Here is a 16,659-nt window from a genome sequence, read left to right as displayed (position 1 = left end):
CGGTCTTTCTAGTAAGTAGGATTGAACGGCTGTTAGGGAGCTTAAAAACGGGTGGTCTTTCGGTCGAGGACTGATTTGCCAAACAGGCTGGCCAGCAGGTCGACGGCGAGTTGGGCGGTCTTGCCCCGCTCATCCAGTATCGGGTTCAGCTCTGCCAGATCGACCGAGCTGACGGCACCGCTATCATGCAGCATCTCCATAATCAGATGCGCCTCGCGGAAGGTGGCACCGCCCGGCACGGTGGTGCCAACGGCGGGGGCAATTTCCGGGTCGAGGAAGTCGATATCCAGGCTGACATGCAGTGTACCGCCGGCATGGTTCACCTTCTCCAAGAACTGGCGAAGGATGGGGGCCACCCCCTCCTCATCAATCCGGCGCATATCCGCCGTCTCAATCCCAAAATTGCGCAGGGCTGCCCGCTCTGGTCCGTCGACGGAGCGCAGGCCCATCATAAAGAACCGCTCAGCCGGAACGGCGGCGGGCAGATCGGGGAAGCCGTCGCCAAACCCATCGCGCTGGGTCACATAGGCAACCGGCGTGCCATGCAAATTACCGCTGGTGGTTGAGCCCAGGGTGTGGAAATCCGAATGGGCATCAAGCCAGAGGACGAAGAGCGGCTTGCCCGCCGTCTCGGCCCGTTTGGCCACCACGGGGATGGTGCCCGCCGATAGCAGGTGATTACCGCCCAGAAACAGGGTTGTGGCCTCGCTGAGCTTTAGCTCATGCATCGCCTCAATCCAGGCGAGGGCCGCATCCATATCCTTTAAGGTTGCCGAGCCATTGCTTGGCCCTGCCCCCTCCATCGGCAGCCCCGCCGGGATCACCGTCGGGCGTCGGGTTACCTCATGACCAAGGGCGCGCAGCTGCTTTTCCAGCCCCGCCACACTAATGGCATCAGGCCCCATCAAGCAGCCACGTTGGGAACCGCTGATATCAATCGGAATGGGAATAAGATCGATCATGGGCCAAAGGTTTAGCCCGTGCGCCGGAGTCGGGTGAAGAGCAAAGTTTTTAGAACACCGACAAACCACTCATGGTCGTGAACTGCTCGAGCGCCGCGGTGCCGATATAGGAGTTGCCGGAGCGGTCTAGTTCTGGGGACCAGACGGCGAGCGTCATCTTATCAGGCACCACGGCAACGATGCCGCCGCCGACGCCGCTCTTGGCCGGCAGGCCGACGCGGTAGGCGAAGCTGCCGACACTGTCATAGGTACCGCAGGTCAGCATGACGGCATTGATCCGCCGGGCTTGGCGCGCGGGCAGGACGGTCTCTCCGGTCACTGAGGAGAAGCCGCGATTGGCGAGCGCCTGGGTGGCGGCGGCCAAATCCTCACAACTCATGGTGATGGCGCACATCCGGCAATAGGCCTTCAGCACCGTATCCACATCATGATCGATGACGCCATGCCCCTTCATGAAATGGGTTAGGGCCGCGTTGACATTCGCATGCTCCCACTCTGATTGGGCCACCGCCTCATCAATCGTGATCTCAGCATTGCCGGACAGCATGCGTAGATAGCTCAAGATCAACTGATCCGGTGACCGGCCAGCGCTTAACAGCAGATCAATCATCGCCAGCGCACCGGCATTGATGAACGGGTTGCGGGGGAAACCGCCCTCATGCTCTAGCAGGACGAGAGAATTGAACGGGTCGCCCGATGGCTCTTTACCCACCTTGGTCCAAACCATATCCCCGCCCCGCACGATGGCGAGTTGTAGGGCGAACAGCTTGGTAATGCTCTGCGCTGAGAAGGCATGGGCGGCCGCCCCCACACTTGCCACCTCCCCATCCACGGTGCGGAGCGCCATACCAAATTGGCGCGGCGCCACCTCGGCCAGGGCCGGAATATAGTCGGCCACCTTCCCCCGGCCATAGAGGGGCTGGATCGCCTCCTCAATCCGGTTTAGCAGCTCTTGATAGTTGATGGCAGCACTCATGATGGCAAAGGGTCGCGTCTTGCTTATTTTTTGTTGGCCGAGCCAGGGGGGCTGCGGTTATGCTGCGCCGCAACAAAACAGAACTTCAACCTTCCCGTAATCCCGGACCTGTTCATTATGCAAATCGAACGCATCACGCCAGGTGATAATCCCCCCAGCGAAATCAATGTGGTCATTGAGGTGCCGGTTCGTTCCGACCCAATTAAGTATGAGATGGATAAGGAGAGCGGCGCCCTGATCGTTGATCGCATCCTTGGCACCTCCATGCATTACCCGGTGAATTACGGCTTCATCCCCAACACCCTCTCCGGTGATGGTGACCCGGTGGATGTGATGGTGGTCTGCGATATCCCGATTAATTCCGGTGCGTTTATTAAGGCACGCCCCGTCGGTGTGATGAAGATGGTCGATGATGGCGGTGAGGATGAGAAGATCCTCGCCGTACCAGCCAACAGTGTCAGCCCGATTTTCAGCCAGTACAAAACCTATAAGGACCTACCCCAGCCGCTCTGTGATCAGATCGAGCATTTCTTCAGTCGCTACAAAGACTTAGAAGACGGCAAATGGGCCAAAGTTGAAGGTTGGGGCGGCCCTGAAGAGGCTGGCCAATTCATCCTCGACGGCATCAAGCGCGTCACCGGTTGAACCGTCACCAATTCATCATCGTTTTAGCGCCCACGCTTTCTAGACAAGCCCTTATTGTTCGTGAAATCGAAACAATCCCAAGGGTCAAAAGCGATGCGTTTGGACAAAATCCCCGCCGGTGAAAACCCGCCTGGCGATATCAATGTGGTGATTGAAGTCCCGGTACGCTCAGACCCGGTGAAGTATGAGATGGATAAGGAAAGCGGCGCCATGGTGGTGGACCGCATCCTTGGCACCTCCATGCATTACCCGGTGAATTATGGCTTCATCCCCAACACGCTGGGCGGTGATGGCGACCCGATTGATGTGATGGTGGTCTCAGATATTCCGATCAATTCCGGCGCTGTCATCGCGGTTCGGCCGATTGGCGTCATGATGATGACTGATGATGGCGGGGTGGATGAAAAGATTCTCGCCGTACCAGCTAGCCGCATTAACCCGGCCTATGACGAGTATCAGAACTTCGAGGACCTGCCACAGCCCCTGCGAGAGCAGATTGAGCACTTCTTCAGCCACTATAAGGATTTGGAGAATGGCAAATGGGCCAAGGTCAGCGGCTGGGAAGGTCCGGAGGCTGCGGGCGACATCATCATGGCTGGCATTGCCCAACATGAGACGATGGAGCTAGTCGCCAAGCAACGGGATAAGCGCAAGGGTGGCGGCCCTGGCGACCAAGCTGGCCCGGCGGCCAATGATGGCCCCGACACCCAGCGCCGCCAGATGCCCTAACCCATCTCCCTCACCTTAAGCTTTTGGAATCCCTCTGCTCTTTATGTTGAGTCGAAATCTGCTTGACTCAAATAAGAACAAAATAGCAACATATACCTGCAGGCGGCCTTCATTGGCATCCGGTCGCCGATGGTAGAGTGTGATGCAGGGAAAAACACAAAGCACTGATATAAATAGGAATTTATCGACAAGCCCGGGGCGAAGCATGGCGCTTTCTGCGCTTAAATCCGCCGGACTTTCCGATACGGTTCAGAACCAAAACCAGAACAAGGCAATTAGCCTAAGCGATGGTGAGACACATCCCTGGGGCTGGTCCAGCGGTTCTGACCTCCTGGATGAACGGCTGCCCGACATGCTTCGTCGGCGTGACCGGGTACAGGATATCGCAGCCCATCAAGCCGCCGATCGCGGCGCGGCTTTGGCCCTAGGCTGTAACCTCATGCGGCGCATAATGCTGGCGGCAGAGACGGCGCATCATCCCATCCTCTATTTAAGCGGCGGACGCACCGAGCATGATCTTGGTCGCCTCCATGGCTGGGGCCTGCGTTGCACAGGCATCAGCGCGCGGCAGATCATCCATGTGCAGTGCCATAACCTTCGCGACATCTGGTTCACGCTTGAAGAGGCACTGGATAGCGGTGCCGTGGGCGGCCTGATCGCCGACCTTGATGACCGGGCCGTGGCAGGCCTCGACATCACGGTGGGGCGGCGCCTCAACCTGGCGACAGAGCGAAACCGACTGCCGCTCCTGCTGCTACGGGATCAGGGGGCGGGCAGCATACCAACCGCTTGGAACAGCTGGTCGGTGGCCGCGCGGCCCAGTGCCGCCAATCAATACGATGCAAAAGCGCCGGGTATGGCGCGCTGTGGGCTCAATCTGATCCGCAGCAAAACGGGGATACCACCATTGGCGATGGAGGTGGCGTGGGATGACCAGGCTGATCGTTTACATTTGGTTGCCGAACTGGCCGATCACGGCACGCCGGCGACGGTTGCGGCAAGGCATAAGCCAGGCAGCGGCCAACTATTCACCCTCCCCTTCGGCAAGGGCCAACGACGCAGGCACGTCGCCTAAGGCGCAACAGCCAGGCTTCGCCCTCGTTACCCGTGCGGCCCAGGGGGTGCGCCTTCATGCCCTGGATGAGGTGGCGGCCAGTATCGGTCTGCATCCTGACATGACCCTTGCCGATGCCAAGGTGATTGCCCCGGATCTGATCACCGAAACAGCGGCGCCAGATAGTGACCGGCGAGACCTTAATAACCTGGCCCGCTGGATGGTGCGCTTCAGCCCATGGGTTGCCATTGATGACAGCGTTAAGGCGGGCACCCTGCCCGCCGCACAATCAACCGGCCTCTGGCTTGATGTTACTGGTGTCGGCCATCTCTTCGGTGGTGATGCGGCCCTGTTGCGAGAGATGCAGGGTAGCCTGGATCGCCTTGGCCTAGACGCCCATATCGCCATGGCCCCCACACCGGGCGCCGCCTGGGCATTAGCCCGGCACAGTCATCAGGGGCACCATCGCGGCCGTCTGCCGATGCTGCATGACCAGGCGCAGATTAGAGAGGCTTTGGGCTCGCTCAATATCACGGGCTTACGGCTCAGCCCTCAGGTGCAGCATGACCTCAAACGCTTTGGCCTGCACCGTATTGGTGAGGTGATCGACCTGCCTAGGGATGCGCTCTACAAACGCTTTGATGCCATTAAGGGAAAGAGTGGTGATGCCGACCAATTGCTGCACCGTATCGACCAGGCGCTTGGGCATGTTGAGGAGCCGATTGACCCACTCTTACCGCCGCCTAACCTGAACCTACGACATGGCTTTGCCGATCCGATTGGTGATGGCGATACGATTAAGGCCGTTCTGCTCGACCTGTTAGAGCGCGCCTGTGAGGCGCTGGGCCATGATGGCCTTGGTGCCCGTGCCCTGACCTTCACCGCCTACCGGGCCGATGGTGGGGTATGGCCTATCCCGGTGCTGACCGGTGCCGCCAGCACCGATGCCAAGCATTTGGCCCAGCTATTCGAGGCACGGGTGGATGCAATCGATCCAGGCTTCGGCATTGATGCGCTCTCGCTCAGCATCGACAAGGTTGACCGGGTCGCCGCCAGGCAAAGCCTACTCGACCAGAGTGCGGCCAATGATGAGGTGGCCATCGACCGTCTGATGGACCGGCTACGTAATCGCCTCGGCACCGGTCGCGTTACCCGCTGGCGCGCCCATGAGAGCCACCTGCCAGAACGGGCAGAGCATTGGTACCCGGCTGCCTGGAATGTTGCGGCGCAAAGCAAGGCACCACCCAGTGACGCCCCCCGCCCGATCCGCCTCTTCCCCCACCCAGAACCGGTTGAAGCCTTGGCCGAAGTGCCGGACGGTCCACCCATCCGTTTTGCCTGGCGCGGCACCACCCATCGGATCAAGCGAGCCGAGGGGCCAGAGCGCATCGCCCCTGAATGGTGGGATGCAAGGCGCGCCCTCGACACGCTTACCCGTGACTATTACCGGGTGGAGAGTGAGGCAGGCCAACGCTTCTGGCTCTACCGCGAGGGCCTATACCCCAGCGATAGTAGCGCCACAGACGCCGCCGCCGGACATAACCCGCGTTGGTACCTTCATGGGTTATTTGCTTAATGGCAACGGCCCTGCAAACCACATCGAACTTTGACTTCCTACGCGGTGCGAGCCATCCGGAGGAGTTGGTCGAACGCGCCTGTGAGCTTGGCTATGATGCCATCGCCCTGACTGATCGCAATAGTCTGGCCGGCATCGTACGGGCCTATAGCACGGCGAAGAAGCTGGGCATCAAGTTCATCACAGGCTGCCGCCNAGACCTTACCGATGGTGCCTCACTGCTCGCCTACCCAACCGACCGAGCGGCCTATGGGCAGCTGTGTCAGCTGTTAAGCCTAGGCAAGATGCGAGCGCCTAAGGGTGAGTGTTTCTTAAGCTTTGATGATGTCTGCAATCATGCTGAGGGTATGATTTTCATCGCCCTACCCCCTGATGATAATCGGGCGTTCGGCGCTGCCATGCTGCGCAACATGGCGCAGCAATTACCAGCGCCCCTATATCTCGGCATTACCAGGCATCATGGCGGCACGGACATTGCTGAAACGCAAAAGCTCGTGGATCTGGCCGCCCAGGTGGGGTTGGAAACCGTTGCCCTGGGCGATGTGCTGTATCACGACCCTGCCCGACGCCCGTTGCAGGACGTGGTCACTTGCATCCGCGAGGGGTGTCAGATTGAACAGGCAGGCTATCGCCTGAATGCGAATGCAGAGCGACACCTTAAAGCGCCGACGGAGATGGCACGCCTGTTCAAGCCCTGGCCACAGGCCCTGAGCAATGCCGAGATAATCGCAGCGCAGTGTGAGTTCTCAATCGATGATCTCCGCTACAACTATCCTGAGGAGCCCGTGCCGCCCGGCAAAACCCCGCAAGAGCATTTGGAACAGCTAACCTGGACCGGGGCTGCCGTGCGCTATCCCGATGGCGTTCCAGAGAAGGTTGAAGCCGCAATCCGCAAGGAACTAGCCCTGATTAAGGAGCTTAATTACCCGCAATATTTCCTCACCGTGTACGACATCGTGCAATGGGCCCGAAGCCAGGGAATCCTGTGCCAGGGGCGCGGCTCCTCCGCTAATTCTGCGGTTTGTTATTGCCTCCACATTACCTCGGTAAACCCGGCCGAGATGGATTTGCTGATTGAGCGATTTATCTCCGCCGCTCGCAACGAGCCGCCCGATATCGATGTGGATTTCGAGCATGAGCGACGCGAAGAGGTGATGCAGTACATCTATGGCCGCTATGGCCGTGAGCGCGCCGGGATCGCCGCCACGGTGATTACCTATCGCGGCAGAAGTGCTGTGCGTGAAGTCGCTAAGGTGATGGGCTTATCAGAGGATGTGCAGGGCGCCATGGCCAGCACCGTCTGGGGATCCTGGGGTAAGGAGGTGGATGAACAGAAGGTGGTTGAGTCTGGCCTAGACCCACGTGATCGCCGCATCCGCATGGTGCTGAAACTGACGGCCCAACTGATCGGCTTTCCCCGTCATCTATCCCAGCATGTGGGGGGCTTTGTCCTAACCCAGGATAGGCTGATTGAGACCGTACCCATTGGTAATGCCGCGATGGCGGATCGCACCTTTATCGAATGGGATAAGGATGACCTCGCTGCCGCTGGGTTGATGAAGATCGATGTGCTGGCCCTTGGCATGCTCACCTGCATTCAGAAATCCCTCGGGCTGATGCGAGAGCATTATGGGGTTGAGAAAGAGCTTGGCGACTTCTTCCCCGCCAATGATACCGCCACCTATGAGATGCTGCAGCGGGCCGATAGCCTGGGCGTTTTCCAGGTGGAGAGCCGGGCCCAGATGAATATGCTGCCCCGCCTCCGCCCTAAGGAGCTTTACGACCTGGTGATCCAGGTGGCGATTGTTCGCCCCGGCCCAATTCAGGGGGATATGGTGCACCCCTATCTGCGCCGCCGCGATGGGTTGGAGCCTGTCACCTTCCCCTCCCCCTGCGCTGAACACGGCCCACCGGACGAGCTAGAGCGTATCCTTAAGCGCACCATGGGTGTGCCCATCTTCCAAGAGCAGGCCATGCGCATCGCCATTGATGCCGCCAAGTTCAGCGGTGATGAGGCGAATGAGCTGCGCTACGCCATGGCGACGTTTAGGCGCCGTGGCACGATCGAGAAGTTACAGGCCAAGATGATCAACCGGATGATTGATCGTGGTTATGAACCTGAATTCGCTGAGCGCTGCTTTAACCAGATTAAGGGCTTTGGCGAATATGGCTTCCCAGAGAGCCACGCCGCCAGCTTCTCCCTCCTCGTCTATGTGTCGTCTTGGATTAAATGCCATTACCCGGCGGTGTTCTGCTGTGCGCTCCTAAACTCCCAGCCCATGGGCTTCTACGCCCCGGCACAGATTGTTCGTGATGCCCGCGAACATGGGGTTGAGATGCGGCCGGTCGATATCAACCACAGCAATTGGGACAACACGATGGAACCGTGCCGCAGCAGTACCGGCGGCATGGCCGTTCGCCTCGGCTTCCGTCAGGTCAAAGGGCTGAATGAAGGTGAGATGCAAACGCTGATCCGACTTAGGGATCATGGTTATGACAGCATTGATGATCTGCACCGGCGCACACGCATTAAGCGGGAGCAGTTAGAGAAGCTCGCCAATGCTGATGGCTTTACCTCAATCAACCGGGATCGCCGCTCGGCCCTCTGGGATATCAAGGCACTGAATAACAGCCCTGACCTCCCCCTCTTCAGCATTGCGGATGCCAAAGACACCGGGGCGGAGCAATCAGTCACCCTGCCTGAGATGAGTTTGAGTGAGGCCGTGGTTGATGATTATCAAAGCCTGCGCCTGTCCCTAAAGGCCCACCCGCTTTCCTTCCTGCGTGACCGGTTCGATCGCTACGGCGCATCACAGAACAGCGCGCTCAAAGACATGGCGGACAAGCAACCGGTGACCGTCACCGGCATGGCAATCGTCCGCCAACGCCCCGGCAGCGCCAAGGGTGTCGTCTTCATGACGCTGGAGGATGAGACCGGTATCGCCAATGTGGTTGTGTGGCCCAAGGTGCTTGAGGTTTACCGCCCCATCGTTATGGGCGCGCGCCTTGTGCTCGTGCATGGCAAGGTACAGCGCACCAAAGACATCATCCATGTGGTGGCCGATCATATTGAGGATGCGTCGATGGAACTTCTTCGCCTCTCTGTTGATGAGCGGGAGCTGAGAAACCCACTCGCCCGCGCTGATGAGGTTATGAAGCCTGGGCCTGATCCTTACGCAGATCCTTACGGTGAGACCTTCATGACGCCTGGCCGCTATAACGTGCAAGAGGTTATTCAGGATCATCCGAACGCCCATGAGAATAGGCGAGAGTTAGATCGCGCCGATGCCCTGGTTCAGCGCGCCCATAACGACGTGCTGGGCCGTGCCCTCCCGCCAAACAAAGCGGCGCGACTAGGTAACCGTAAGCTGCCACGCTTTAACCCCGGCATGCATCCACGCCAGATCCGTGACCTAGTGCCCAAGTCGCGAGATTTTCACTGATCTGTTAGGTGATTGGCATTCAGTGGCAAACGCATTACATGCGTGATCAACGGCGCCCGCGCCCAACTCCATTGCCTAGCACTGTTATCAGTATGAACTTCATCGCCCAGTTTCTCGCTGTCTTTATCCTCGCCATTGGCGCTGCTGCCGCTGCAATTGGCCCAGCCGCCAAATTTGGCGTAATCGACCATGGTGTCGCCGCTGGCTATCTCGTCCAGATCGCCATGCCAGCCGTGATTGCCGCCGCCCTTAGCGTGCCGGTGATTGCCTATGCCTTCTGGCGTGGCGGGCCCAGCCTACAGGTCTTGGGCTTGCTGGCAGGCCTCATCGCCGTTCCGGTGGCCGGTGCCCTGATACAGATGAAGCTGGCGGCTGATGCGCACCCCTTCATCCATGACATCACCACCGATTTCGATGACCCGCCGCGCATTCGTGCCGGTGCCGATGCCCCACGCAGCAACCCACCCAGCTATGATCGCACTGCGCCAGTGCCAGGCAACAGCGACCTAACCCTCGCCCAGGCACAAGCCAACGGCTACCCGGAAATTGAGGCCCTGATCGTTGAGGCACCAATGGAAGCGGTTTTCGCCGAGGCACAGCGCGCCATCGATGTGCTGGGCGTTGAGGTCATTCAAAAGGGCCCCTCAACCGGCATTCAAAGCAGTGATGATGGCGGGCCTAAGGGCGGCGAATGGCGAATTGAGGCAATTGCCACCTCGCCTTGGTTTGGCTTTACCGATGATTTCATTGTGCGGATCAGGGAGGTGCCAGGCATTGAGCCCATGGTGCGCATCGATATGCGTTCAAAGTCCCGGGTTGGCATGTCCGATCTCGGCGCTAATGCGGCCCGCATCGCCGAGTTTCGTCGCCTACTGAAAGATCGGCTTGATCGTTTGGGTAGCTAGGTACAGCGTCCCAGCAAAACCGAATTAGAACTCCAGATCGCGGAAGCCGTCGATCATGTTCTGCAGGAAGGCATAGTCCTTCTGGAACTCGCGGATGACCGGCAGGTAGCCATAGCAATGGTCGCCATCATCATCCATCCACTGACGGAATAGTGGCACCGCATGGCTGGCGCAGAAGCTCTTATACCGGCAGGGGCCGCACTTCTTATGGGTCATCAACTCGCGCATAACCTGCACAAGCATCTGATCAACCACGCCACCCTTCTCGGTCACGATATCGGCAATTGATCGATCGCGAACATTGCCCAGTGCCTTGAACCCGAAGTTCCAGTCCAGCACGTGCTGGCCCATGCTCTCCGACCAGACAAACACATCGAGGTTATGGTCGATATACAGGCTGCTCAGGAAGATATCGCGGGTCTTCTCCATGATCCGTTTGCGGTTAAAGGGCTGCGCCTCAGGCAAGCGGGTCAGGTCGACGCCCTTGCCATCTTCCCAGGCGGAGAGCTCATCATACTCATCCAACAGGGTGACCGCGTATTCGGCAATTGGGATGGGGTGGAGGCGCAGGCGCTGATCAACCACACGCTTGGCCACCCTCGCCAAGAACTCAACCTCTTGGTCCACTGGCACCACCTGGGTGGTGGAGTAAGACCGGGTCTTAGATGGTGAATAGCGACCAAACTGAACCTGTACATCCAGATCACCAAGCGGCGCCAGATATTCATCCACAAACCGCTCTGGCGTGAGGTAGTTCAGCAGGCGCTGCGTGATCAAAACCTCGGGGTAGCCAAGAATGCCGTGGCTCCGCATCTCAACGATCATGTCGCGAACGAATTCAGCGTCATCGGCGACCGGATCGTAGATAATCTCCAGGAAGTAACGACCAGGCACACGCTTCTGCAGCTCGGCGAATTTCGACACTTCCTCGGTCGGTGCCGTGGACCAAACGCGGTACTCGCTATCCAGCGTCTTGGCGATCATCTCAAGGTGATCGATATCCAACTCAGAGTGGTTACCGAACCGCATCGTATAGCTGTGATGGGCGATCTGGTGGCCGGTGGTTGAGAAATAGGCATCCTCATCTTCCCGGGTGTTCAGGTTCTCAACCGCCCAGCCGTAATACTCTTTCACCCGGTCGCTGACGATTGCCAGGTCCTTCCCCGGCATGATCGGCTCACCACGGGCGCGGTTCTTGAAATGCTTATCAACAACGCAGCCAGAGCAGCCACGGGAGCAACCATCATAGGTATGCACCGCGACCTGCAGGTCATCCATGATGCCAAGGGTGGAATCCCGACGGTCAAAGACCGGGCCACCATTATGCAGTGGGCTAACAGGTGGCTTAATCGGCATATGGTTCATGTCAAAAATCCCCTGATCGGCTGCTTATTCAGCCGGCACCTTTTCATAAACAGACTGCGATAGACGGCTCATCACATCACGCGGGCCGTAGCAAGAGCCGGTCTTGCTCTCAAACTCGCGATACAGCTTCCGCGCAACGCCGATGCCGTTGAAGCTGCAGCTATCGAGGAACTCACACTCCTCACAGCCAAACTCACCGCGGGACATCCAGGAAACGGCATCAATCGAGTGACGTTTGGCCATGATGTTGGAGACCAGCGCATCCAGCCCCTGCTCCTCACTCAACTTACCGAGTGAGCGCCCACCATTGCGATCATCCAGGATCACATCACCCCAGATCGTGTAGGCCACCGGATACACATCCATGCGGCCACTGATATGGCAGGTTTGTTTTAGGAAATCGGCGTGGTCGCCAACCGCGTCATAGCGGTCCAGCTCACGCTCCAGATGCTTCGCGCCACCCTCAGTGCTCTGGTAGAAGCGCACCGCATAATCAGCCGCAGAAGTGACCTCATAGCTGTAGTTCTTACGCGCCAGATTGGTCAGGGTCGGCGTAAAGCCGAGTGAGACCGGATCATCGCCAATATACTTTTGGCAGAGATCAGACAGCGCCTCTGGTGAGTAGCGGGTGAGGATCGCCTCACTCAACAGAATGGCCAAATGAACGTGGTGGGCTGATGCGATGGCATCACGGCACCGCTTAGCATAATCGGGGTTCCGCTCAAGCCGGACCGGGTCAACGGTGAGGTCAAAAATCGCCTCATGATCGGCTTCACGGATCAGCTTGGTTGACCGGGCGTAATGCTCTGTCCGGTTATCGTCGACCATTGTCATGGTCACACCGAGGCCCATACCGCGATCGGTCACCGCCCGATAATACTGCTCCTGAACCTCAAGCGGCAGCCATGGCACATCGCCAAACACCAACACACAGCGATAGTTCAGGCCGGTCTGGCGTTCCCATTCGACCAGCTTGTCCATCACCATCTCGAAGTCCTTCAGCCGCATGACTGGATAGACTTCCTTACGCTCATTGATTGAGAGCATGCAGCCGGTGCAAGTACCGCTGCAGTGGTTGAAAATCTCAATCGTGATGTCTGTCGCTTTACCGCTCATGCCAGACCTCTTAATGCGCTGTCACTGCTTCGCGGCCCGCATCATTGGTTGCCTGTGATGCAACCGCGAGCGCATCGCCATCAAATCCATCCGGCATCTGATCCGTGATGATGGCGCGCTGCTTAAAGTGATCGATCAGCTGGGCAGCCACATGCGGGCATTCGCTGCTGTCCCGGCCGGTATCGCCCAGAATATGGGTCGGAACATGGAAACCAGTCGCTGCACAAACTGAGAGGTTCGGGCACTGCATGCAGGCCTTTGAGCGGCTATGGATACCCATGATGCGGGATTTCAGACCGGGCATGGCTTGGTCCAGCATCTCATCAATCTCGCCCTCGCGAATATTGCCAAGGGCAGGCAGATCAAACCGGCTGCCATGGGACACATCGCCCACCGCCTCAAGCTTCGGTAGCAGGTTGCCAAAATGATCGAACTGGATCGATTTCCGCACCGTCTCAGGCAGGATTTCCTCAATCGTCTGCTTCAGGCTTGGCGGTTCCACACCATCAGCGGATTTGCACATCACCGCGTTGATGGAACGGGTTAGCACCGGCGCGAAGCTTGAACTGATCCGATCATGTTTGGTTGCAATGCTCTCAAACTCAATCAACCAATCGGCGAGGGTTTCGATGCATTGGGCTGTTTGGGCGATGTTCATCCGGGTTGGTACCCAGTTGACCGTCACCTCATCAAAATCATTCATGACGGCAAAGTCATGCAGCTCACGCGGGGTGATGCGGGTGATTGCCTCTTCGCTCAGATTGATCGCCAAATCAACCTGGCCGAACAGCGCCTTGGTGCGAGAGATATTCCCCTCGTAAACCTCACCGAAGTTTTTGTTGTACAGCAAAGCCGGATCAAGGATCGCAATCGGCAGGAACTTTACCCGGCGGTCATGATCCGCCAGCGCCTCCAAATCCGGCATCAGGTTCTTCGCCTTACCAATCAGGCTAGTGGAGAAGAACACGGCATTCTTTGGACCGTCATAGCCATGACGCTCAAGCAGATCGGCGCCACGCTCATGCAGGTTCTTAAGGTACTCCAACGGCATGCGCATATGGTCGCCAATGCCGTAGGTCAGGTTGATATAAGAAAGATTATCGAGCTGCGGGATGTATCGATCCAACCGCTCATAGGTCAGATCGAGGACCCTGGTCGACATGTCCGGATTGCGGGTTCGGCGTTCGTCAGCCGACAAAACACAGCCCGCGCAATTGCCAGGACAGCTGTAAACATCATCGATTTGAATCTGCAGCTCACGCGCATAGGCGGTCATGCTGATCTAAATCCCCTGCTTTTGAACCCCACGGGACAATGCCCAACATCAAGCTAAGGCATCGCTTTCCTTGGTAAATTTATACCAGAAATTGCCGAGCCAACGAAGCAAGACCGGCCTGATGAGGCCGATTATCGCTATTTCACGTTCAATCTAGCGTGAGAATTAGCCCTCACCCGCAGCAGAGGCACGGATCATATGGCGCATTGGGGGCCCATCGGTGAGGGCTTGTGCCGCCCGCATAATACCCCGCGCATCAATGCCATAATGGCGGTAAAGGTCTGAAATCGTGCCGGTTTGGCCGAAATGCTCAACCCCCAAAGAGCGGCCTCGATGACCAAACACCCCGGGTATCCACCCCAAAGCCGCCGGATGACCATCGACCACTGTGATCATGGCAGAGTGGCTGGGCACCCCAGCTAGCAACCGCTCAACATGACAGGTGGCGTTGGCAACGCCCCGTTCCCGCGCCCGTTGTGCCGCCGTCCAACCCGCATAGAGGCGGTCGGCGGACGTAACCGCAAGCAGGCCAATATCGCGGCGATCCTCGGCCATAAGGCCCACTGCCTCAATCGCCTCTGGCGCAAGCGCGCCCGTATAGACCACAACCAATTCAGGATTTGGCCCTGGCTCGCGTAGCCAATAGGCGCCCGCGATAATGTCATTCGCGAGACCGTCGGACATCTCACGCACCGGCTGTTCAACCGGGCGGGTTGAGAGGCGCAGATAGACGGAACCACCAGTTTGATCGCGTAGCCAAGTCCGTTCGTCCGGATCGCCCTCACCATCACGCTGCATATAGGCAAAGGCAAAGCGCATGATGACCGCCAGCTCATCCAGATAGGCGGGTTCAAACGCTGCCAAACCATCCTGGGCCATACCGACCAGCGGCGTGCCGATGGATTGGTGAGCACCGCCCTCAGGCGCCAAGGTTACGCCTGAGGGTGTCGCGACCAACATAAACCGCGCATCCTGATAACAGGCGTAGTTCAGCTGGTCGGCACCACGGTAGATGAACGGGTCATAAACCGTACCAATCGGCAGCAACCGCTCCCCATGGATTGAGTGGGTGAGACCAAAGGCAGAGAGCGCCAGGAACAGGTTAGATTCTGCAATCCCCAACTCCAGATGCTGACCCTCCGGCGTGAAGGTCCAATGATAGGTAGAGGGAATGCGTTCGGCCTTGAAGGTATCGGCCATACTCTCCCGTGCGAACAGCTTTCGACGGTTAACCCAACTACCCAGATTGGTGGAGACGGTGACATCCGGCGAGGTTGTGACGATCCGGTTGGCAAGGTCGCTATCGCTGCGTCCAATATCATTCAAGATTTGGCCAAACCCAGCCTGGGTTGAGACCTGTTTACCGGCCGCATCGGGAAAACTGAGGGTCTTCGGCACCGCCACTTCCGGTGCCGTATAACGGCGCGTGCCTTTGGCGAAAAACTTCGCCTTATCAACGAATTGCTGGAGCTTGTTTGGATCAAGGCGAGCGCCTGACCATTTCTCCCACTCCTCCCCCTCAGCCACATTCATGGCCTGGCGAAACCCGGCCATCTGATCCGGTGTCATCAGCCCCGCATGGTTATCCTTATGTCCCGCCAGCGGCAGGTTGTGGCCCTTGATCGTGTAGCAGAGGAACAGCGTCGGTCGGTCATGGGTGGCTGCCTCGGCGAAGGCCTCGGTCAGGGATGGCAAATCATGGCCACCCAGGTTACCCATCAGCTCTTCAAGCTCGGCATCGCTGCGCTTGCCAATCAGTTTGGAGACTGGGCCCTGATCACCCAGTTCGTCGAGCAACCGTTCCCGCCAGGCGGCACCGCCCTGGAATGTTAAGGCTGAATAGAGCTGGTTCGGGCATGCCTCAATCCAATCCTTAAGCGCTTCACCACCGGGCTCAGCAAAGGCAGCCTCCTGAATTCGGCCGTGGCGAAGGACAACAACTTCCCAGCCAAAATTGGCGAACATCTGCTCAAACTTGGCCCAGAGCCCCTCACGGATAACGGCATCCAGGGATTGGCGGTTGTAATCGACGACCCACCAGGTGTTGCGCACCCCATGTTTCCAGCCCTCGAGCAGGGCCTCATAGATATTGCCCTCATCCATCTCGGCATCGCCGATCAGGGCAACCATACGGCCAATCTGATCATCCTTTAGCCAGCCCTTGGCCGCGATATAATCCTGGGAGAGTGAAGAGAATAAGGTTTGCGCCACGCCCAGACCGACCGAGCCCGTGGAGAAATCCACATCGTCGATATCCTTCGTGCGTGATGGGTAACTCTGCGCGCCCTTATAGCCACGGAAGTTCTCCAGCTTCTCGCGTGTCTGATTGCCCGCCAGATACTGAATGGCGTGAAAAATGGGTGAGGCATGCGGCTTAACCGCGACCCGGTCCTGCGGGCGAAGCGCATCGAAATAGAGCGCGGTTATAATCGTCGCGAGGGAGGCAGAGGAGGCCTGGTGCCCGCCAACCTTCACATCGGCGTCCGATTTCTCACGCAAATGGTTGGCGTTATGAATAGTCCAAGAGGCGAGCCAAAGTATCCGCCGCTCAAGCTCACTTAAATAGGCAAGCTTACTCTCAGCCATCGCCATTCCACCCATTTATCTTCTTG

General features: G+C 58.2%; 12 protein-coding genes. 6 read left to right on the top strand and 6 right to left on the bottom strand.

Features of this window, described 5'->3' with window-relative positions; genetic code table 11:
* Positions 1-41 precede the first annotated feature (41 nt).
* A complete protein-coding gene (rocF, locus tag KI792_08585; GenBank protein MBV6633073.1) occupies positions 42-962 on the bottom strand; it encodes an arginase in 921 nt (306 codons plus the stop codon).
* Between the two features lie 49 nt (positions 963-1,011).
* Positions 1,012-1,938, bottom strand: coding sequence for a glutaminase (locus KI792_08580; protein MBV6633072.1), 927 nt, complete (start codon positions 1,936-1,938; stop codon positions 1,012-1,014).
* Between the two features lie 117 nt (positions 1,939-2,055).
* On the opposite strand from KI792_08580, the gene ppa (KI792_08575) reads away from it, so the two are divergent.
* From ppa (KI792_08575) to KI792_08550, 6 genes are all read left to right on the top strand, one after another.
* Positions 2,056-2,583, top strand: coding sequence for an inorganic diphosphatase (gene ppa, locus KI792_08575; protein MBV6633071.1), 528 nt, complete (start codon positions 2,056-2,058; stop codon positions 2,581-2,583).
* A gap of 93 nt (positions 2,584-2,676) precedes the next feature.
* A complete protein-coding gene (gene ppa / locus KI792_08570) occupies positions 2,677-3,312 on the top strand; it encodes an inorganic diphosphatase (protein MBV6633070.1) in 636 nt (211 codons plus the stop codon).
* Positions 3,313-3,517: 205 nt separating this feature from the next.
* Entirely contained in the window at positions 3,518-4,387 is an 870-nt protein-coding gene (locus tag KI792_08565; GenBank protein ID MBV6633069.1) for a hypothetical protein, read from the top strand.
* Positions 4,388-4,433: 46 nt separating this feature from the next.
* Positions 4,434-5,942, top strand: coding sequence for a DNA polymerase Y family protein (locus tag KI792_08560; GenBank protein MBV6633068.1), 1,509 nt, complete (start codon positions 4,434-4,436; stop codon positions 5,940-5,942).
* A complete protein-coding gene (locus KI792_08555) occupies positions 5,942-9,385 on the top strand; it encodes an error-prone DNA polymerase (GenBank protein MBV6633067.1) in 3,444 nt (1,147 codons plus the stop codon). The genes KI792_08560 and KI792_08555 overlap by 1 nt, the downstream gene beginning before the upstream one ends.
* Positions 9,386-9,477: 92 nt before the next feature.
* Positions 9,478-10,290 (top strand): DUF1499 domain-containing protein, encoded by an 813-nt coding sequence (locus KI792_08550; protein MBV6633066.1) that lies wholly within the window; start codon positions 9,478-9,480, stop codon positions 10,288-10,290.
* 24 nt (positions 10,291-10,314) lie between these two features.
* Here KI792_08550 and KI792_08545 read toward each other — a convergent pair whose 3' ends face one another.
* The 4 genes from KI792_08545 to KI792_08530 form a co-directional block, all read right to left on the bottom strand.
* Positions 10,315-11,655, bottom strand: a complete 1,341-nt coding sequence (locus tag KI792_08545) for a hypothetical protein (protein ID MBV6633065.1) — start codon at positions 11,653-11,655, stop codon at positions 10,315-10,317.
* Between the two features lie 24 nt (positions 11,656-11,679).
* A complete protein-coding gene (locus tag KI792_08540; protein ID MBV6633064.1) occupies positions 11,680-12,771 on the bottom strand; it encodes a hypothetical protein in 1,092 nt (363 codons plus the stop codon).
* Between the two features lie 10 nt (positions 12,772-12,781).
* Complete coding sequence (locus KI792_08535; GenBank protein MBV6633063.1) at positions 12,782-14,047, bottom strand: hypothetical protein; 1,266 nt, start codon at positions 14,045-14,047, stop codon at positions 12,782-12,784.
* A 165-nt stretch (positions 14,048-14,212) separates the two neighbouring features.
* A complete protein-coding gene (locus tag KI792_08530; protein MBV6633062.1) occupies positions 14,213-16,639 on the bottom strand; it encodes a transketolase in 2,427 nt (808 codons plus the stop codon).
* Positions 16,640-16,659 lie beyond the last annotated feature (20 nt).

This window comes from Alphaproteobacteria bacterium SS10, assembly GCA_019192455.1.
GTDB lineage: Bacteria > Pseudomonadota > Alphaproteobacteria > TMED2 > TMED2 > TMED2.
Note: the sequence above shows the minus strand (reverse complement) of the source record. Positions and strands in the feature narration are given on the sequence as shown.